General features: G+C 55.1%; 16 protein-coding genes. 6 read left to right on the forward strand and 10 right to left on the reverse strand.

Annotated elements, in window-relative coordinates; translation table 11 throughout:
* Positions 1-47 precede the first annotated feature (47 nt).
* Positions 48-2,345 carry a 5-methyltetrahydropteroyltriglutamate--homocysteine S-methyltransferase gene (metE, locus tag KF947_RS06595; protein ID WP_227405769.1) on the reverse strand — a complete coding sequence of 766 codons (2,298 nt, stop codon included), beginning with the start codon at positions 2,343-2,345 and terminating at the stop codon, positions 48-50.
* Positions 2,346-2,460: 115 nt separating this feature from the next.
* Here metE and KF947_RS06600 point away from each other — a divergent pair, with 115 nt between their 5' ends.
* Complete coding sequence (locus tag KF947_RS06600) at positions 2,461-3,399, forward strand: LysR family transcriptional regulator (protein WP_133732099.1); 939 nt, start codon at positions 2,461-2,463, stop codon at positions 3,397-3,399.
* On the opposite strand, the gene KF947_RS06605 is transcribed toward KF947_RS06600, so the two are convergent.
* The 5 genes from KF947_RS06605 to KF947_RS06625 all read right to left on the reverse strand — a co-directional run bounded on the left by KF947_RS06605 (position 3,362) and on the right by KF947_RS06625 (position 8,424).
* The gene (locus KF947_RS06605) at positions 3,362-4,957 is read right to left on the reverse strand and encodes an ATP-binding protein (RefSeq protein WP_223288105.1); all 1,596 of its coding nucleotides are present in this window, start codon (positions 4,955-4,957) and stop codon (positions 3,362-3,364) included. The genes KF947_RS06600 and KF947_RS06605 overlap by 38 nt on opposite strands.
* A 20-nt stretch (positions 4,958-4,977) precedes the next feature.
* A complete protein-coding gene (locus KF947_RS06610; RefSeq protein WP_064234128.1) occupies positions 4,978-5,736 on the reverse strand; it encodes a response regulator in 759 nt (252 codons plus the stop codon).
* Between the two features lie 507 nt (positions 5,737-6,243).
* On the reverse strand, positions 6,244-6,423 hold the full coding sequence (locus KF947_RS06615) for a PLDc N-terminal domain-containing protein (protein ID WP_223288106.1): 180 nt from the start codon (positions 6,421-6,423) through the stop codon (positions 6,244-6,246).
* A 72-nt stretch (positions 6,424-6,495) separates the two neighbouring features.
* Positions 6,496-7,011, reverse strand: a complete 516-nt coding sequence (locus tag KF947_RS06620) for a TIGR02281 family clan AA aspartic protease (RefSeq protein ID WP_133732096.1) — start codon at positions 7,009-7,011, stop codon at positions 6,496-6,498.
* A gap of 42 nt (positions 7,012-7,053) precedes the next feature.
* Positions 7,054-8,424, reverse strand: a complete 1,371-nt coding sequence (locus tag KF947_RS06625; RefSeq protein ID WP_133732095.1) for an MFS transporter — start codon at positions 8,422-8,424, stop codon at positions 7,054-7,056.
* A gap of 262 nt (positions 8,425-8,686) precedes the next feature.
* Here KF947_RS06625 and KF947_RS06630 point away from each other — a divergent pair, with 262 nt between their 5' ends.
* Genes KF947_RS06630 through KF947_RS06645 form a run of 4 tightly spaced genes read left to right on the forward strand, consistent with a single transcriptional unit; the run spans position 8,687 to position 11,398 of the window.
* The gene (locus tag KF947_RS06630) at positions 8,687-9,349 is read left to right on the forward strand and encodes a substrate-binding periplasmic protein (RefSeq protein WP_227405770.1); all 663 of its coding nucleotides are present in this window, start codon (positions 8,687-8,689) and stop codon (positions 9,347-9,349) included.
* 6 nt (positions 9,350-9,355) lie between these two features.
* On the forward strand, positions 9,356-10,111 hold the full coding sequence (locus KF947_RS06635) for a substrate-binding periplasmic protein (RefSeq protein ID WP_227405771.1): 756 nt from the start codon (positions 9,356-9,358) through the stop codon (positions 10,109-10,111).
* A complete protein-coding gene (locus tag KF947_RS06640; protein WP_227405772.1) occupies positions 10,111-10,770 on the forward strand; it encodes a hypothetical protein in 660 nt (219 codons plus the stop codon). The genes KF947_RS06635 and KF947_RS06640 overlap by 1 nt, the downstream gene beginning before the upstream one ends.
* Positions 10,724-11,398: a GGDEF domain-containing protein gene (locus KF947_RS06645; RefSeq protein WP_227405773.1), complete on the forward strand. Its 675-nt coding sequence runs from the start codon at positions 10,724-10,726 to the stop codon at positions 11,396-11,398. The genes KF947_RS06640 and KF947_RS06645 overlap by 47 nt, the downstream gene beginning before the upstream one ends.
* A 278-nt stretch (positions 11,399-11,676) precedes the next feature.
* On the opposite strand, the gene KF947_RS06650 is transcribed toward KF947_RS06645, so the two are convergent.
* The gene (locus KF947_RS06650) at positions 11,677-13,302 is read right to left on the reverse strand and encodes a BCCT family transporter (RefSeq protein ID WP_133732092.1); all 1,626 of its coding nucleotides are present in this window, start codon (positions 13,300-13,302) and stop codon (positions 11,677-11,679) included.
* A 258-nt stretch (positions 13,303-13,560) separates the two neighbouring features.
* On the opposite strand from KF947_RS06650, the gene KF947_RS06655 reads away from it, so the two are divergent.
* Positions 13,561-13,944: a hypothetical protein gene (locus KF947_RS06655; RefSeq protein ID WP_133732091.1), complete on the forward strand. Its 384-nt coding sequence runs from the start codon at positions 13,561-13,563 to the stop codon at positions 13,942-13,944.
* A 47-nt stretch (positions 13,945-13,991) separates the two neighbouring features.
* On the opposite strand, the gene KF947_RS06660 is transcribed toward KF947_RS06655, so the two are convergent.
* From KF947_RS06660 to KF947_RS06670, 3 genes are all read right to left on the reverse strand, one after another.
* Complete coding sequence (locus tag KF947_RS06660; protein WP_133732090.1) at positions 13,992-14,885, reverse strand: AEC family transporter; 894 nt, start codon at positions 14,883-14,885, stop codon at positions 13,992-13,994.
* 62 nt (positions 14,886-14,947) lie between these two features.
* Entirely contained in the window at positions 14,948-17,935 is a 2,988-nt protein-coding gene (gene glnE / locus KF947_RS06665; RefSeq protein WP_227405774.1) for a bifunctional [glutamate--ammonia ligase]-adenylyl-L-tyrosine phosphorylase/[glutamate--ammonia-ligase] adenylyltransferase, read from the reverse strand.
* 47 nt (positions 17,936-17,982) lie between these two features.
* Positions 17,983-18,354 carry a diacylglycerol kinase gene (locus tag KF947_RS06670; RefSeq protein WP_133732088.1) on the reverse strand — a complete coding sequence of 124 codons (372 nt, stop codon included), beginning with the start codon at positions 18,352-18,354 and terminating at the stop codon, positions 17,983-17,985.
* Positions 18,355-18,373: the final 19 nt, after the last annotated feature.

Raw genomic sequence — 18,373 nt, forward strand, 5'->3', positions numbered from 1 at the left:
GTCCCCCGCTGCTTAGAGCAGCGGGGGTGATTCTGACTTCTTCCCATTTATGCATAGCGTCGGCGTAGCACCTTCGCCGCTTCCACCATATTGGCTAGCGCTGGCTCTACTTCCGCCCAACCACGGGTTTTGAGGCCGCAGTCCGGGTTTACCCACAGCCGTTCGGCGGGAATTTTCTCCAGGGCTTTTTCCATCAAATCGACCATCCAGCTCACTTCGGGAATATTCGGGGTATGGATATCGTAAACCCCTGGGCCGATTTCGTTGGGATACGCGAAGTCCTGGAAGGCATCCAGCAGATGCATATCCGAACGTGACGTTTCGATGGTGATCACATCGGCATCAAGTGCTGCAATCGCGCCAATGATGTCGTTGAACTCCGAGTAACACATATGGGTATGAATCTGAGTGGCATTAGCCACGCCTGCGGCACTCAGCTGGAAGCTCTCTACTGCCCAATCAAGGTACGACTGCCACTCATGTTGGCGCAGCGGTAACCCTTCGCGCAGCGCTGGCTCATCGATTTGAATAATGCTGATCCCGGCCTCTTCCAGATCCAACACCTCATCGCGCAGCGCCAGGGCAATCTGGCGGCAGGTGGTTTCCCGCGGCTGGTCATCGCGCACAAATGACCACTGCAGAATCGTCACAGGGCCGGTCAGCATGCCCTTCATGGGTTTGTCGGTCAGGGTTTGGGCGTATTCGCTCCAGCGCACCGTCATCGGTGCAGGCCGCGATACGTCACCGAAGATCACCGGCGGTTTAACGCAGCGTGAACCGTAGCTCTGCACCCAGCCAAATCGGGTAAAGGCAAAGCCTTCAAGCTGCTCACCAAAGTACTCCACCATGTCATTACGTTCGGCTTCACCGTGAACGAGCACATCGATATCCAGCGCATGCTGACGCTCAACGGCGTAGACGATCTCGGCCTGCATACGGGCTTCGTAGTCGGCTAACGCCAGCTCACCGGCCTTAAAAGCACGCCGGGCGGCACGAATTACGTCGGTTTGCGGAAAAGAGCCAATCGTCGTGGTAGGAAATAGCGGTAGCTTGAGCGCCCGGCGTTGCGCCTCGGCACGCACGGTGTAAGGCGCCTGGCGCTGACTATCAGCAGGGCGAACCGCCGCCAAACGCTCACTGACCACAGTCTGGTGAATACGCGTTGACTCGCGCCGGGCATCCAGCGCTCGAGTGGCCTGATCCAGCCGCTGCTCGTCGACTGGCGTAGTGCGGTTGTCGATCAAGCGCGCCAGGGTGACCACCTCGTCAAGCTTCTGCCGCGCGAAGGCCAGCCAGCTGATTAGCTCATCACCAAGCTCTGTTTCCTGAGCCAAATCCACCGGCACATGCAGCAGCGAGCAGCTCGGCGCCAACCAAAGCCGCTGGCCCAGACGCACTTTTAATGGCAGCAGACGTTCCCGCAAGGCAGCCAAATCGGCCCGCCAGATATTGCGGCCATCCACAAACCCTACTGATAGCACCTGATGGGGGCCAAGGCGGTCAATTACACTCTCGACTTGCTGCGGTGCGCGCACGGCATCAATGTGCAACCCCGCCACGGGCAAGCGGGTCGCCAGCGAGAGGTTGTCGCCCAAGCCGCCGAAGTAAGTGGCTAGCAATAGCTTTAGCGGCGCAGATTGAAGGCGATGATAGGCACGCTCATAGGCCTGCTGCCATGCCAGCGGCAGATCCTGCACCAAAGCAGGTTCGTCCAGCTGAACCCACTCAATGCCTTGGGTAGCAAGCCGCGCTAATATTTCGCTATACACGTCGAGTACGCTGTCGAGTAGCGTCAGGCGGTCAAAATCCCCGCCTTTGGTTTTGCCAAGCCATAGCCAGGTCAACGGCCCCGTCAGGGTTACTTTCGGGGTAAAACCCGCGCGCAGCGCCTCATCCACTTCGTCAAACAGACGGTTGGATGCCAGGGTAAAAGTTTGCCCCTCGTGCAGTTCGGGGACGAGATAGTGGTAGTTGGTATCGAAGTATTTGGTCATTTCACAGGCTGCGGCGGGCTCCCCCCTGGGCGCTCTACCCCGGGCCATACGAAAGGTGGTGTCGAGATCGATATCGCCACCAGCGACCTCTGCTTGGGCGTTAAAACGTGAAGGCACAGCTCCCAGCGCCACCGAAACATTCAGCACTTGATCGTAAAAAGCGAAATCGCCCACGCTAACGAAATCCAAACCCGCATCCTGCTGCGCCTGCCAGTGGCGCAAACGCAGCTTGCGGCCGGTGCTTTCAAGCTCGCTACGCGTGCACTCGCCTTTCCAGTACGCTTCCGTGGCTTTTTTAAGCTCGCGCTGAGCGCCGATGCGGGGATAGCCGAGAATATGAGAAACTGTCATGATGAACCCTACCAACGTGAATAATTTCACACAGTCTGGTCACCACACTCTAATGAATCAAACTAAAGTTTTTAATACTAAAGATGAAAAATACTCACAATAATAGAGCCACTATATGATTGAGTTACGACACCTCCGCACGCTGCTGGCTCTGCGCGAAACCGGCTCTCTTGTCGATGCTGCCGATCGCGTGCATTTGACCCAATCGGCGCTTTCCCACCAGCTCAAGGATCTTGAGAGCCGCGTGGACAGCGCGCTTTTTGTGCGTAAAACCCGTCCGGTGGAATTCACCCGAGCGGGACTGCGGCTGCTCGCCCTGGCCGACCAGATACTGCCTGAAGTACGCAAGGCGGAGCGTGATTTAACGCGCCTGGCAGGCACCGAGCAGGGGCGCTTGCATATGGCCATCGAGTGCCACAGCTGCTTTCAGTGGCTGATGCCTACAGTGGATTATTTTCGCGATCACTGGCCGGAAGTGGAAATCGACATTCCCAGCGGTCACCACTTCGACCCGCTTCCGGCGCTTGCCCGCGAGCAGCTGGATCTGGTGATCACCGCCGACCCCCAACCTCTTGAAGGGATTCACTACGCCCCGCTGTTTCGCTATGAGGGGCTACTGGCCGTCGCCCGCCAGCACCCTTTTGCAGGCCAGGGCTATATAGAGCCCCAGGCGCTGGCCGAGGAAACGTTGATCACCTACCCCGTTGAACAATCGCGGCTGGATATTTTTACCCAGTTTTTGCAGCCGGCGAATGTGCGCCCTCGGGAAATTCGTACCGCTGAATTGACGATTATGATGATGCAGCTGGTGGCCAGCGGGCGTGGCGTGTGTGCACTACCCAACTGGGCGCTGACCGAGTATTTGCAGCGCGATTATGTGAGCGCGGTGAAGCTAGGAGAGGATGGGGTATGGAGTACGCTGTATGCAGCGATTCGCGAGGAGACCCGCGAAGCACCATGGATGCAGGATTTTTTACGCACGGCGCGGGAGACTTCCTTTGCGGTGCTAACGGGGGTCAAGCCAGCGGATCGCGGCGCGGAACCAGCAGCGTAAACCGCGCGCCGCCCAAGGTGGGACTGGTATCGATGGTCACGCTGCCGCCGTGCCCGGCCATAATTTTCTGCACAATCGAAAGCCCTAACCCGTAACCGCCAGAGCTGCGGGCGCGGCTGTCGTCCAGCCGGGCAAACGGCTTGAAAATATCCGCCCGCGCTTCCGGCGGAATGCCGGGGCCGTCATCTTCAACGTCTATACGCACCAGATTGGGTTCATCCCAGAGGTGAATCACCACCTGGGACTTGGCATGGCGGCAGGCATTGCCGACTAAGTTCTGCACCGCGCGCTGGAGATAGCGCGGCTCTGCCAGCAGCTCGATTTCTGGCCCAGGCGCCAGCGCCAGCGCTAAGCCCTTATGCAGCGGCGACAGCGTATCAATCACCCGTTCCGCCATGGCCCGACACTCTACCAGCGCGGTTTCAAGCTCAGCGCCGTTAACCGTTTCCCCACCTAGGCGTGCATAGGTGAGAATTTCATCGACCAATTCATCGAGTTCGGCAATGTCCGCATCGATACCCTGTAGCTGACGACGAATAGCGGGTTGGTCGGTCATATCCTCGACCATCTGCACGGCAAAGCGAATGCGCGCGACGGGGGTGCGCAGCTCGTGGGAAACCGCCCGTATCATTTCCTGCTGGCCGCGCAGCAGACTTTGCACCTGATTGGCCATGCCATTAAAAGCCATGCCCAAGCGACCTAAAAAGTCGCCACTCTCTACCTTCACCCGGGTTTCCAGGCGGCCACTGGCAATCCGCGTGGCGGCTAGCTCCAGCCGCGCCATGCGGGCTTCAATGCTGCGCATAATCAAATAAATAATCAGGCTGAGAACGATCATTAGCCCCATCAAAAGGGGTAAGTGCAAATTTACCGGTAGGGTGTCGCCACGGGAAATAGGCCCCGCTTGCAGCCATTGTGACTCGTCTGGCAACTGGTAGAGCAGGGTAATAGAAAGCTTATCAGAAACGAGTCGGGTGATGACGTTGCCCCTGGCCAGCTGGGCCTGCTGCGCCGCCGTTAGGCCCGCAGGCAACGAAGGCAATAGCTGCAACGGCCAACTCCCTGGGCGCAGTTGGGCAATGCGATCATCACGCTCTTGCGCGGGCGCTGCAGCGAGCCACTCACCAAGCAGCTCAATGCTGCCATGCCACTGGTGCTCGCTCCAGTCATCAAGGCGTGCTTGCAGCAGCCAGGTGTCGCCAGGCAAACGCTGCTGCAAAAGCCAAGGGTCTTCGGCAACCAGTATTCTGCCTTGCTCCAGCCGAGACCGCTCAAAATAGCCCAAATCCGCCTCATTGACGGGCTGCAGTGTCAGTTGCAAATCGAGCTGCTCTGAAAAATGCTCAAGCACGGCATCTCGACGTTCTACAGGCGTCTCGGCTAGCTGCCGCGTCATCAATGACATGGGGAGCGCGGCGAGCTGCTCACGATAGTCTTCGCGGCGTACTTGTTCGATAAAGGAACGCCCCGCTAACGCGATCACAAACACCACTAATAGCGCGATGCCCAGCAGCAAATAGAAGCGTAAAAACGAGCCGTTACTGAGCACCCGCCGCATGATGCCGTCCCTCTGAATGATCAACTATCTTTGACGAAGAGATAACCTTTACTGCGCACGGTTTTGATCCGGTGAGGCTGATTAGGATCATCGCCAATTTTGGGTCGAATGCGCGATACGCGTACATCAATAGAGCGGTCTTGGCCGTCGTACTTAATGCCCCGTAAGTCGCTGAATATCTCTTCACGGGTGAGCACTCGGCCTGCGTTACGCCCCAGTAGCCAAAGCAGGTCAAACTCGGCGCTGGTTAAATCAATACGCTCACCGGAGAGCCATGCTTCGCGAGTCGCGTTATCGATCTCGAGGTTTTCAAAACGCAGCCGCATTTCGCCGTCCGGTGCAGGCCCGTCAGCGCGACGCAGTAGCGCTCGCATGCGCGCCAGCAGCACTCGCGGCTGAACCGGCTTAGGCACATAGTCGTCAGCGCCCATTTCGAGCCCCAAGACCTGATCGAGATCGTCGGTACGCGCGGTGAGCATCATAATCGGGCCGGCAAAATTAGGTCTAACGCGGCGACAAATCGCTAGACCGTCCTCCCCTGGCAGCATTAAGTCTAGAATCACCAGATCAGGCTGCAGGGTTAAAATACGATCGACCCCTTTTGCGCCGTCTGCTTCCAGCGTTACTTGGAAGCCGTTCGCTTCCAAGTAATCACGGGTAAGCTCGGCCAGACGCTGGTCATCTTCGATGATCAAAACATGATCTTGATCGGGATAGTCAGGCGTTACAGACTCTTGCGACTCAAGCGCCTGAAATTGCTGTTCCAAATGATCTACCATCCTCTTTATGCACTCCGCTTAGGCTGTTTGTTTTCTCACCTGCTCACCCAATATCAACGCAGGCGCCCATGATTGGCACTCAGGATAACTCAAAACCACCAAAACACCCGCTTCTGTCGTTACAACTGCGCGTATTGATGGAAGCGTGTGGCCGGACACTTGATTCTTCCTCAAGCGAGGACTAATGTGTAAACGCTAACTGTCGACAATCTGACAGGGGGAGCCTGCCATGGGAAGTAGCAAAACGAAAAGTGTTATAAAACGTGTTTACGTTCCAGCCCAAGTGCGCGACCTGCCCAATGGGGAGAAGTTAAAAATCCCGGGGCATTATAAGGCGCCGCCCGGGGAAGGAAACGACACCATTGAGTAATGTATTCAGCAACAATTGCTAAAGCATATCAAAAAGGCAGACCATCGGTGGTCTGCCTTTTTTTTGGACTACTTTTCTCAACTACTTTTTCAGCTATACGCTTTGATACATTACTCGGAACGAGTACTTTTCAGCCGCTACCCTTTGGGCCCAAACAGAAACCATGCGATTAAGCCGACTAGCGGGAAAAACAGCAACACTAGTATCCATATCAGCTTACCCAGGCTACCTGCCCCACTTTTAGCCACTTTGACAATGGCCCATATCACAATGATGAGCCAAATTAATCCTAATAATCCACCTACTTCAATGCCCATAGCAACTCCTTGTCGTGTTGGCACTCGTGTCAATTTAGACAATCATATCAATGGCACATTCACAAGCTGGACTCACTGCTCGGGAAGGCTCAGAACCATCTCACCCGACTGTATTTCAATCGAAAATAAATTCAGAAAGCTCATGCCGAGGAGTACGGTGTCGCGCTCCATGCCGGGGCTGATTGACCCCTGCACATTCTGCACTTTAAGTCCGCCCAGCGAAACCTCATCGAGTTCGGTTAAGGTACCTTCTACCCGGCCATTGGCAGTATTGAACCAAGCGCTACGTCCAGGTTCGAGGCCTAGCTCGCTTGCCAAGTCGGCAGGTATGGCTACATAAGTGGCGCCAGTGTCGAGCAAAAAGGTCACCGGCTTGCCATTAATACTACCCGGCGCCTCAAAGTGCCCAGCACGATTGCGCTTTAGAGTAACCGGTTCCCCCGCAGGCAGCGTATGCACAATATTCGCATTGGGCCGCATCATCTCTTCCAGACCACCGTGAATCCACCAAGTGCCCACCGCCATTAACAGTACCCAAAAAAGCAGCATCATAACGATACCGCCACCCTGGGCTCTATGACTTGCCATGTGCGTTGCCATACTCCACCTCACTGAGGTCAGGGCGCCCTTTCAAGCTTTATAGTTGTTGATATGACTATTGGCCTCCCAGGCAAGCGCGGCCTCCCGGCCACGACGCTCGTTGACCCTGGCGCAAATCAGCATCGCGGTAACGAACAGGGCAACACATAATAGAATAGACGCTTGTAAGCCAATCAGCGTTTGCAACACCCCCAACATGACGATACCCAGAACGCCTGCGAGCTTATTAGCCAGCCCCCAGAAACCGAAAAACTCGGCTGATTTAGCCAAGGGTGAAAACAGCCCCACCAGAGCCCTGCTTGCCGATTGGCTAGAACCAAGGCTTAGCCCCGCCAGACAGCCGACCACCAGGAATACATGCTGAGCCTGCCACTGCAGTCCAAAGCGCCCGTTTACCCACTGAGTCACCTCGGGCGTTGCCCAGATGGCAATGATCGCCAGCACCCATAGCGCCAGCGTCATTTGGTACGTCCGCTTGGCGCCTAGCTGATCCTGTATCCAGCCGAACCCCAGTGCTCCCGCCGCCGCGGTGATTTGAACAATAATGAACATGATATTGCGCACGCTTTCATCCCAGCCAATCACTTGAGCACCATAAATGAAGGCGAAGGCGATGATGATGTAGACACCGGCCATTGAGAACAGCAATGAAATCAAAAACACGGTCAGATCTTTAAAGTGGCGCAATTCGTGAAAAGTGGTTGTGACGCGATTGAGAGCAATATGCCGATAAGAGACGCCGCGAGGCTGGGGCGTACCGCGCTCCTTTAGCCATAAAAAAGTCGGAATAGCGGTAATCAGAAAAAATCCGGCAGCGAAGGGCCCCACCCAACGGATGCGCTCAAAGTTATCTGCACTGGCCTCGCCTAGCACCACTAGAGTGAAGCCCGCCGCAAATAAACCACCAATGTAGCCTAACGCCCAACCAAAACCGGAAATTTTGCCCAGCGATTGCGGCGGCCCAAGCTCGGGTAAAAAGGAGGCGATAAATGACTCCCCCATGGAGTAAGCGTAGTTAGACAGCACAATCAATAATAAACCGATTATGACGTAGCCCGGTTCAACGAAGTAAAGCATCGCCGTGGTGACTACGGTGGCTAGGTAGCTAATCAGCAAAAAGCGTTTTTTCTCCGCCCGGTAATCCATCACGGCGCCGCATAGCGGCGCCGTGATCACTACCATTAGATAGCTTACCGCCAGGGCAAGACTCCATAGGAAGTTGGCAAGCCGGAAGTTATCGCCGCGATCCCCCACAATGACGGTGGTAAATAGCTCACCAAATACCACGGTAATAATCAGTAGCGTGTAGGCCTGGTTGGCAAAATCGAACATCGCCCAGCCGAATATTTCACGACGCGATGCGTAGCCATCCGTCGCCTTAGCAGAGTTAGCAGACAGCATTAGTTTTCTCTCACAGGGGAAGCCGTAAGCCTAGCAGGTGCAGCCAGGAGGACGCCACGGCTTGCGTTGGTAGATTAGAGGTGACAGCCGACCAGCGTTGCTCTAAGTTTGATTGATTGATAAGTAATATGGATAGACTGCGATGGGATTAGCCCAGCCATCTCCACGGCGATTATATCGACCAAGATTAAATAGGTTGATGGTCGTGCTATGCCTCTGGCTGGCAAACGTCGCAAACGTAGAGGCTGACGCGTCCGATACTTTGGCAACATTAACCTTTATTACTGAAGAGTACCCGCCCTACAACTATATCGATGAGCAGCAGCTGACCGGCGTATCCATTGATTTGTTGGAGGCTATTTTTGCGACGACAAAAACGCCATTAAGCCGTCATGACGTCCGCTACTACCCTTGGGTTCGTGGCTATGAGCTGGCACTAAGCCAACCTAATACGGTGCTATTTTCCACCACTCGCACCCCAGCCAGAGAGTCCAGCTTTCACTGGGTGGGGCCGATTGCTCAAGACCGGGTCGTGCTGCTTGCCCACCGTGACGCACCGATGGTGATTGCTTCTTTGCCAGAGGCGATTGATCGCAGCCTGACCGTGGCAGTCATTCGTGAAGATATTGGCGCCCAGGCGCTGTTGGAAGCAGGCTACCCAGAACGACTACTGATACCGGCCATTGATAACCGTAGCGCGCTCAATATGTTGAATCGTGGACGAGTTGACTTATGGGCTTACAGTGAAGATGTGGCTGGCTGGATAGCTGAATCCGAAGGTTATCCTAAAAGTAGTTTAATCCCGATACACACCCTCAGTGAATCTTCGCTATACTTTGCCATTAATCAAGCCACTGACCAACGCTTGGTAACGCTAATGCAGCAGGCATTAGACAGGGTGCTAGCGGAACGGCCCCGGAGGTAGTCGACGATGACTAATCTGATAACTCACCGGTGGCGGTTCTGCATGGGCGTTGCTCTGCTAACGACTGTCGGTAGTTTTTCCCTGTCACTGCACGCGATGCCGTCAGAGGCTATGTCAACGGAAGCCCTGCCGCTAACGATCAATACCGAAGAGTACCCACCGTTCAACTATGCGGACGACCAAGGGCAAATTATCGGCAGTGCAACGTTACTGCTGCGGGATGCGCTACGCCAGGCAGACATTGAGGCTCGTTTTCGGCTACTGCCTTGGGCGCGCGCTTACACCGAAGCACGCTTGCGCGACCATCACTGCGTCTACTCCACGACGCGCACTCCAGAGCGTGAAGCGCTGTTTCACTGGGTGGGGCCGCTGGTGGTTAATGAGTGGGCCGCGTTTAGTTTAGCCGAGCGCGAGCTCAGCATTGCTTCACTTTCAGGTCTACACGCTTGGCGAGTAGGCAGTTTTCGCGAAGATGCCGTCGGCGATTACGTTGCCGCTCTCGGCATTAGCGTGCTGCTTGCTCCCTCGGAGCGAGACAATATCCTGCGTTTAGAGGCGGGCCTGTTAGATGTGATTGTGACAGGCAAAGCAACCGGTGAATTTATGGCACAAGAACAGAACATAGCGCTAGCGCATTTATTTACGTTTCACCGCGCACCGCTGTATCTCGCCTGCCATCCCAGCGTGTCGGAAGCACTGCTGGCGCGATTGCAAACGCAATTGGATGCCCTGCATAGTGATATGCAGAAGGACATGCAGTGATGATCCCACGTCCCCGATTTCCTCTTTCGGCCCCTGGCGCGGGGCCTAAAAAAGGCAGCTTGACCACTAAGCAAGCGCTACTCACCCTGCTGATCGCTATGCTGATTAGTAGCGTAGCAGGCAGTATTGAACTGCTCAGCCACGCCAATAACATGCGCCAGGAAACCGAACAACGCATCCAACAGCAGTTAGCGGTGGTCAACGGCGCAGCAGCAGAAGCCGCTTTCCAGCTTAACCCCGACCTCGCCCATCAAATAGCCTATGGGCTATTTAGTGATAGTGAGGTTGCCTGGGTATCTATTCGTGACGACTTTGGCCGCTCGCTCGCTGAATATGAGAGTCCCGAGCAGGCTGATTCGACCTGGCTCAGCCAGTATTTATTTGGTGACATACTGCACCATCAAACCGATCTCGCCTACTACATGGGCAGCGATATGCCGGAAGCGGTCGTCGGCAAGATTGAGCTGATGCTGGCAGAGGGTTATTTAACCCAGCAGTTCCTGGCGCGTATTTACACGGTGGTCGGGGTGAGTATTTTAGAAGCGTTTATTTTAAGCATACTGGTGATCGCTTTTTTCCATCTGTTTATTACTCGTCCGCTGCTCAAAGTACATGCTGCTATTACCCAAACGGATCCTAATCACAGGCCAGTGGCCTAAGCCAGCGTTGCGTGGCCACCAGCATGATGAGCTGGGGCATCTGGTGGATAGTTTGGATCACCTGTTAAAAGCTTTCCAGCAAGGTTTAGAGCAGCGCGACCAGCTCCATCACCTTTCCAATATAGATGGCTTAACGGGCGTGGCTAATCGCCGCCACTTTGATGAATTTTATCAACGTCACTGGCATTTGGCACAGCAAACCCAGCAGCCGCTATCGGTGATTTTTATCGATATCGATAACTTCAAAGAGTTTAACGATCACTATGGTCATGCCATGGGCGACGATACGCTGCGCGCCGTGGCTAAAGCGCTCAATCAATGCATTGACCCCGCCAGCGACTTACTCGCCCGCTACGGCGGCGAAGAGTTTGTCTGTGTACTGCCAGGCCAGGATCATGACGATGCAGTGGGCGTTGCCAACTGTCTGCGCGAAGCGGTGCTCTCGCTGGCTATTCCCCATGCTTTTTCAAGCACCCATTCAGAGCTCACCGTTAGCATGGGTGTTGCCAGCATGTCGCCCGGCTTTTTAATCAGCGCTGAAGCGCTGATTGAGCGTGCCGACCAGCACCTTTATCACGCCAAACGGCTGGGCCGAAACCGGGTTGAAACACGCAAACGCCCGGCATAAAGCCAGGCGTTAAGCACACATATTGCGGATAGCAGGTACTTCAAAGCAGCCAGTGAGCGGCCACAGCAGCCAGGCCAATAATCATCGCCGTTAGCACCGCCACTGTGACTACCTTATCTAGCCAGCGATCGAAGGAGACTCCTTTAGCTTGCCTTCGTGTCGCTCCATGGCGCCCTTGCCGCGCCATCAGCATTTTCGCTTCATGTGTCGCTGCTCCCCATCTACCTTGCCCCGCAATCGAAGGCTTGGTCGCTTTTTATTAGTACTGATGAGTGATGCTAACTATTAATGCGCCGGTTGACCACACTCGGTGCACGACGTAAGCGCTCTTCTTCACCTAACAGCTCGGCTTCAAAAGCGTCCGCACCCACCGGCGTTTCGCCATGGCGGCGATAAAGCTGCGTTAACATCGCCTTGCGGTCTGCGCGCAGTTCCTGGACTAATACAAACACCATCATATACAGGATAAAGGTGAACGGCAGCGCCGAAAGCACCGAAGCCGACTGCAGCCCCGTCAAACCACCCGAGGCGATCAGCGTGAGACAGATAGCGGCGATCAGCACACCCCAGATGATGCGTTTGTAAAGCGGCGGATTGATCGAACCATTATCGGTCATTTGCGCCACGATATACGAGGCCGAGTCAGCGGAAGTGACCAGGAAAATAAAGATCAGCAGCATCGCGACAACCGACAGCAGGCCGGTGAAGGGCATCAGCTCAAACATCTCAAACAGCGCGACGGTTATATTATCCTGAGTCGCGGCAGCTAGGCCGATATCGGTGCCGTTTAACTCCATGTGAAGCGCCGCGCCACCGAATACGCCAATCCACAAGCAGGCGAGTAACGGCGGTACAAACAGCACCCCAAACACATACTCTTTGATGGTACGGCCACGGGACACCCGGGCAATAAAGGTACCGACAAAGGGCGACCAGGCAATCACCCAGGCCCAGTAAAAAATCGTCCAACTGCTCGCCCACTCATTATCGCTGTAGGGGGAAATGCGCAGGCTCATGCCGATAAAGTTCTGGAGATAGTCACCAATCCCCACCGTGATGGTCTCTAATATCGCCACGGTTGGGCCAGTAAACAGCACATACAGCATCAAACCGATACATAAAATCATATTCAGGTTAGAGAGGCGTTTAATACCTTTATCCAAGCCTGACCAGGTGGATGCCATATAGGCGCAAAACATCACGAAAAGAATCACAAACTGCCAAAAACCGTTTTCCGGGAGGCCAAACACGGCGTTTAAACCGCCGTTCATCTGCAGCACACCCAACCCCAACGAAGTAGCCACACCCATTACGGTGGCGACCACGGCAAACACATCCAGCCAGGAAGCATAGGGGCGAATTTTAGGATTCTTAGCCGTTATTGACGACAATACGGACGATACCAGCCCTGCCTGTCCCTTGCGGAACTGAAAATAGGCGATGATCAAGCCGACAATCGAGAAAGCCGCCCACTGGTGTATCCCCCAGTTAAAGTAGCTGTATTGAATAGCGTAGCGAGCTGCCGCTTCGGTTTCAGCGGTTCTGTCGCCATAAGGCGGCTCGATGAAGTGAAACATGGGTTCTGCCATGCCATAGAAGACAAGCCCCACACCAAAGCCTGCCGCCAGCAGCATGCTTATCCATGAAAAAAACGTATAGTTAGGCCGACTGTCCTGGGGGCCTAAGCGCACCTTACCGTACCTGCTAAGCGCCAGGCCAAACAAAAAAATCACAAACCCAAAAACCGAAAATAGATAAAACCACCCGAATAGCCCGGTAATGGTGGACAGCGCCCCCTCCGCAGCGTTGGCAAATCCTTCAGGAAATGACGCTCCAACAACTACCAAGCCAAAAATAATCACCACCGATGAGATGAATACCGACTTGCCTCCATGATTAGCCATATAACCGTCCTGTTAGATGAGCTCTGTTTAGATAAGCACGACATATTAAGCGCATGCTTGTACAACTAAACTTGTCCTGTACAGCTTAATGGTAACAGTTGAAAAACCTACTCGCACTGTACGTAAGAATTGGAGGTATAAACCCTACGTAGAACCTGACACCTAAAGAATGGCGACACTACTGCCTGTTATAGCCAAGCAGTGAACTTGCTAGAGCACCTGTGTTCCAATGGGTGCGAACAACCCATGGAGGCTCTCATGCCACAGATGAATCGCGACCAACGCAACGCTGCATGGCAAGCGGCAAACCAATGGCGCGCCCGTGCTGCGCAAACCCAGCCCACCGGCTTGGCGGGTAGCCTTAAGCTACTGTTTACATGGCTGGCGTTTGGCGCGTTAATGATTGTAGGCGTGGTACTCGGCCTGTTTTTCTTGCTCATTGGCTGGGCAATGATGCCGTTTATGCGTCATAAAATGAAAAAGCGCATGGAGCAGATGCGCGCTCAGCAGGCTCAGGATATCGGTGGTGGCTATTCTCAAGGACATTCTCAAGGGCATGCTTCCACGCATTCGTCTGCGCAAAACCGTCCTGGTCATCAGGATGTCTTGGAAGGCAGCTACGAAGTTAAAGATGATCGTTAAGTAACCAGTTAGTCACTTTTTCGTGCCACCCAGTGCTAGGTACTTTATTAAAGTGGTGCGTAAACCCAGGTAAATGCCGCGGCCAAGGTCAGCGGCATAACTACCAAACTCCCCAGGTTACCAATCAGCACCAGCGAAGCCACTTTTTGTGGCGCCAACTTATACTGCTCCGCGACCAGGTAGTTCAACACTGCAGGTGGTAGTGCCGCAAATACCAGCAGCACCGCCGCCTGCAATTCGTTAAGCGGCAGCAGCCACATCAACGGCAAGGCAATCACCAACCCGGAAAGCGGGCAAAGCACCGCCCCCAGTATCCCCGTACGCCAATCGCTAAAATCGATCTCCAAGAGCCGCACCCCTAGCGCAAATAGCATCAGCGGAATAGATACTCCGCCCAGCATGTGCATTGCCTCTAGCAGCCAGCCTGGCAGCGGTAGGCCACTGATATTCACAGTAAGCCCCGCCAGACTCGCGAGCACAATCGGCATGCGCAGCATTCGCCATAGCGAAGTGCGCGGGTTAAGCATGTAGAGCCCCACCGAAAAGTGCAGCAGCATTTCAACGATAAACACCACCACCGCAGCTGGAAGAGCCTCAGCACCAAATGCCAACACCAGTAGCGGCACCCCCATATTGCCCGCGTTGTTGAACATCATCGGCGGCAGGAAGATTTTGCTATCAAGCTTTAGCCACTTAGCCAGCGGCCACAGCACAATCCCAGACCCCAGCACCACTGCCATCGCCGCCGTGGCAAGCCAGGCGTACTCGGCTAACGGGGCTTGACGGTCGGCCAGCACGGCGAACACTAATAACGGAACGAACAGCTCCATATTGAGCGTATTGAGACTGCGAATATCCGGCGTACGGTAGCGCCCATAGGCAGCGCCACACCCTGCAATTAAAAATACCGGCAATAGCGTGGCCAGAATATGTCCAATCATGCGGGCCGCCCTGCCCTATTCCTTGTGATCACTGTTGATTCCTGGTTAGTAAAGCCGTCTACCTAGCTGTTATCAGCGGTGGAGGGTTCAAGAAAGCGCTGCCAGAGCGCGGTGACTATATCGCGATGAGAGCGGAACTCCTCGCCATCGCTGAGTGCTTTCTGACCGGTAAGCGCTGCTCGGTGCGTAGCGCTGCGATAAGCCAGATAAGCCTCGCGAAGACGTTCCGCCTCTTCAGCTGGTAAGTGCCCACTCTCCGTTAGACTCTCTAGAATGCGGATATTATCGCTATAGGTAAGTAACGCAGGCGTTTGGTGAGCAAGCGCTAACACCGCGTATTGGCAGAGAAACTCGATATCCACCATGCCGCCCGCATCGTGTTTGACGTTGAAAGTATTGCTGGTGGTTTTGCTGCCCAAATGGTCGCGCATTTTCTGGCGCATCTTGACCACCTCTTCGCGCAGTGCAGCTTTATCTCGCTCCTCGCCAAGAATATCGCCCCGCAGCTGACTGAATTTCTCGGCCAGCGCATCGCTACCCGCCACCACTCGGGCGCGCACCAATGCCTGATGCTCCCAGGTCCATGCATTCTGACGCTGATACTCGGCAAAGGCTTTGAGTGATGTCACCAATAGACCGGAATTACCCGAAGGCCGCAGGCGCATATCCACTTCATAAAGCGTGCCGGTGGGCGTTACCGCGGTGAGCAGGTGAATAATGCGCTGACCCAGGCGGGTAAAAAATACCGGTGTATCAATGGGCCGTGGGCCGTCAGTAGTGCCCTGCCCATCGCTGTCATGAAGGAAAACCAGGTCTAAATCGGAGCTGTAACCCAGCTCAATACCGCCCAGCTTGCCGTAGCCGATAATCAGAAATGCCGCCTCGCGGGCATTCAGCCCCTCAGGAACACCATGCTTACGGGTAATATGCTTCCACGCCATAGCCAACACGGCATCGAGAATGACTTCGGCGATATAGGTTAAGTAATCGCTTACTTTCATCAAATGCCGGGTACCGACGATATCCGATGCCGCTACGTGCAGGGTTTGAGCGTGTTTAAAAACGCGCAATGCCTCCAACTGGGCCTCTTCGTCATCCTCTGGCAAACGATTCAGCGTTTGGCGCAGTTCATCGGCAAGGCGCGCTTTATCGGCGGGGGTATACAACGTTTCTGGCGTCAGCAGCTCGTCGAGCAGAATGGGATAACGCGACAGTTGTTCAGCTATCCAAGGACTGGCGGCGCACAGCCGCATCAGGTGTTCCAGCGCCTGGGGGTTTTCGCGCAGCAGGGCGAGGTAAGCCGTACGCCGTAGCACGGCTTCAATCAGCGGCTGCACCCGTTCAAGCGCGGTATCCGGTACCTCATTGTCCGCCACGGCACCTAGCAGTAGCGGCATCAGCGCATCCAGGCGCTCAAAGCCAATCCGCTGCATGCTTTGCACTTGCCGGGAGTGGTAAAGACTCTGCAGCCGCTTCAAGGCTTTTTCAGGCTCGTTAAAACCCGCCTCGGCAAGGTGGGCACTGGCCTCCTCCCCCTCTAACTCGCCGCGCCAAATAAGCCGCCATTGGGCCAAGCCTAGCTGGCTATCATCGTTGGCTTCGTCGACATCCTCTTCGGGGTCGGCAATCACTGCGTCGAAGTGTTGACGAACCCGCTCGCGCACTTCGTCAAGCTGGGCGACCAGCCCCGGCCAGTCTTCATGATTCATGGCGAAGGCTACCCGTTCACGATCACCGTCATCGTTGGGCAGGGTTTGTGTCTGGCGATCTTCCAACGCTTGGAGCGCGTGTTCGACATCGCGCAGAAAGGCGTAGTCGGGCAGCAGTTCATCGACCACTTCTTGGGGTAACAGGCCTAGCTCAGGCAAGCGATTAAGCGCCGTTTTCAGCGATGTCACCTGCAGCTCCGTATCGCGGCCGCCGCGAATTAGTTGGAACGCCTGTACCACGAACTCAACCTCGCGAATGCCGCCAGGGCCAAGTTTGATATTGCTCTGCATGCCTTTGCGCTTCACTTCGCGATTGATCATAGCCTTCAGTTCACGCAGCGACTCGATAGCGCCAAAATCGAGATATTTGCGATACACAAAGGGGCGCAGCCCGGCCAGCAGCTCATCTCCGGCGTCTAAATCCCCGGCGACCGGGCGCGCTTTGAGCATGGCGTAACGCTCCCACTCGCGGCCTTGATCCTGGTAGTAGCTGGAGAGCATGGCAAAACTGCCCACCAGCGGCCCGCCGTCGCCCAAGGGCCTTAAGCGCATATCGACGCGGAAGGCGAAGCCGTCGGCGGTCATGGCGTCTAGTGCGCCAATCAGCTTTTGCCCCAGCTTGGTAAAGTACTCCTGGTGCTCTAAGGGCTTGCGTCCACCTTGGGTTTCGCCTTTTTCGGGAAAGGCAAAAATCAAATCGATATCGGAGGATAGATTCAGCTCCCCCGCGCCCAGCTTACCCATGCCCAGGATCACCAGACGCTGGGGCGTGCCATCTTTGCGTGGGGCAGGTAAGCCCCATCTTGGTGCGTAAAACTGCTCAAGCCAGGTTAATGCCGCTTCCAAGCAAATTTCGGCAAGCTCAGACACCGCCTTGGCGGTATCCCACATGCTATAGCTGGGAGCACGATTAAGGTCACGCCAGATAATCCCCAGCATCCGCTTGCGGCGAAAACGGCGAATCGCCCGCTGCATCGCCTCTTCATCTTCGGCGCTTTCCAGCGTCTCATTCAACCAGTTGGCTAGCTCATCGCGCCCTGGGTTTGCGTCCAATTCTCCGGCGATGTCCAGTTCAGCTAGCCAATGGGGGTGGCGCACCAGGGTATCCAGCGCGAAGGTCGAAATGGCCAGCACTCTCGCCAGGGCCTCGCGGCGCGGCTCAGAAAGCCCCTGCCAGCTACTGGAAGGCAACTCCTGCTGGGTCATCTCAGCGACATTATCGGCTTGAACAAGCGCATCGCTTAGCCGCTGCCAAGCAGCTTGGGTGGCTTTTTGTAACGACGCTGGCAGCGTCGACAACGGTAAAAAATCGTCGTTCCTAAGTCCTTTAAATGTTTGCATAACGACCTCGCTGACAGCGTGCTAAAAATGAGTGGTTTTAAATCAGCTTAGCCAAAGAATTTTTCCCAGCCCAATAGCCCCCAGGTAAGGCCGGCCATCATCAGCGACAGCATCACTGCTGCCGAGCCAATATCCTTGGCCCGGCCGGAAAGCTCGTGGTGCTCGGTGCCGATCCGGTCAACCACGTTTTCAATCGCACTATTCAGCAGCTCCACTATCAGCACAAAAAACAGGCTACTCACCAACAGCAGCCAACTGATAGGGCCTTCGCCAATCCACCAAGCAAGCGGCAGCAACACCGCAGTAATGCCCACCTCCTGGCGAAAAGCCGCTTCGTTTCTAAACGCCGCTTTCAAGCCTTTCCACGAATAGCGCGTGGAGTGAACCAAATGTGTTAAACCGGTATGCCCAGGTTTCATGCAGGTCGCCTCACCTTGT

The organism is Halomonas sp. FeN2, from assembly GCF_020595105.1.
Classification (GTDB): Bacteria; Pseudomonadota; Gammaproteobacteria; order Pseudomonadales; family Halomonadaceae; genus Vreelandella; species Vreelandella neptunia.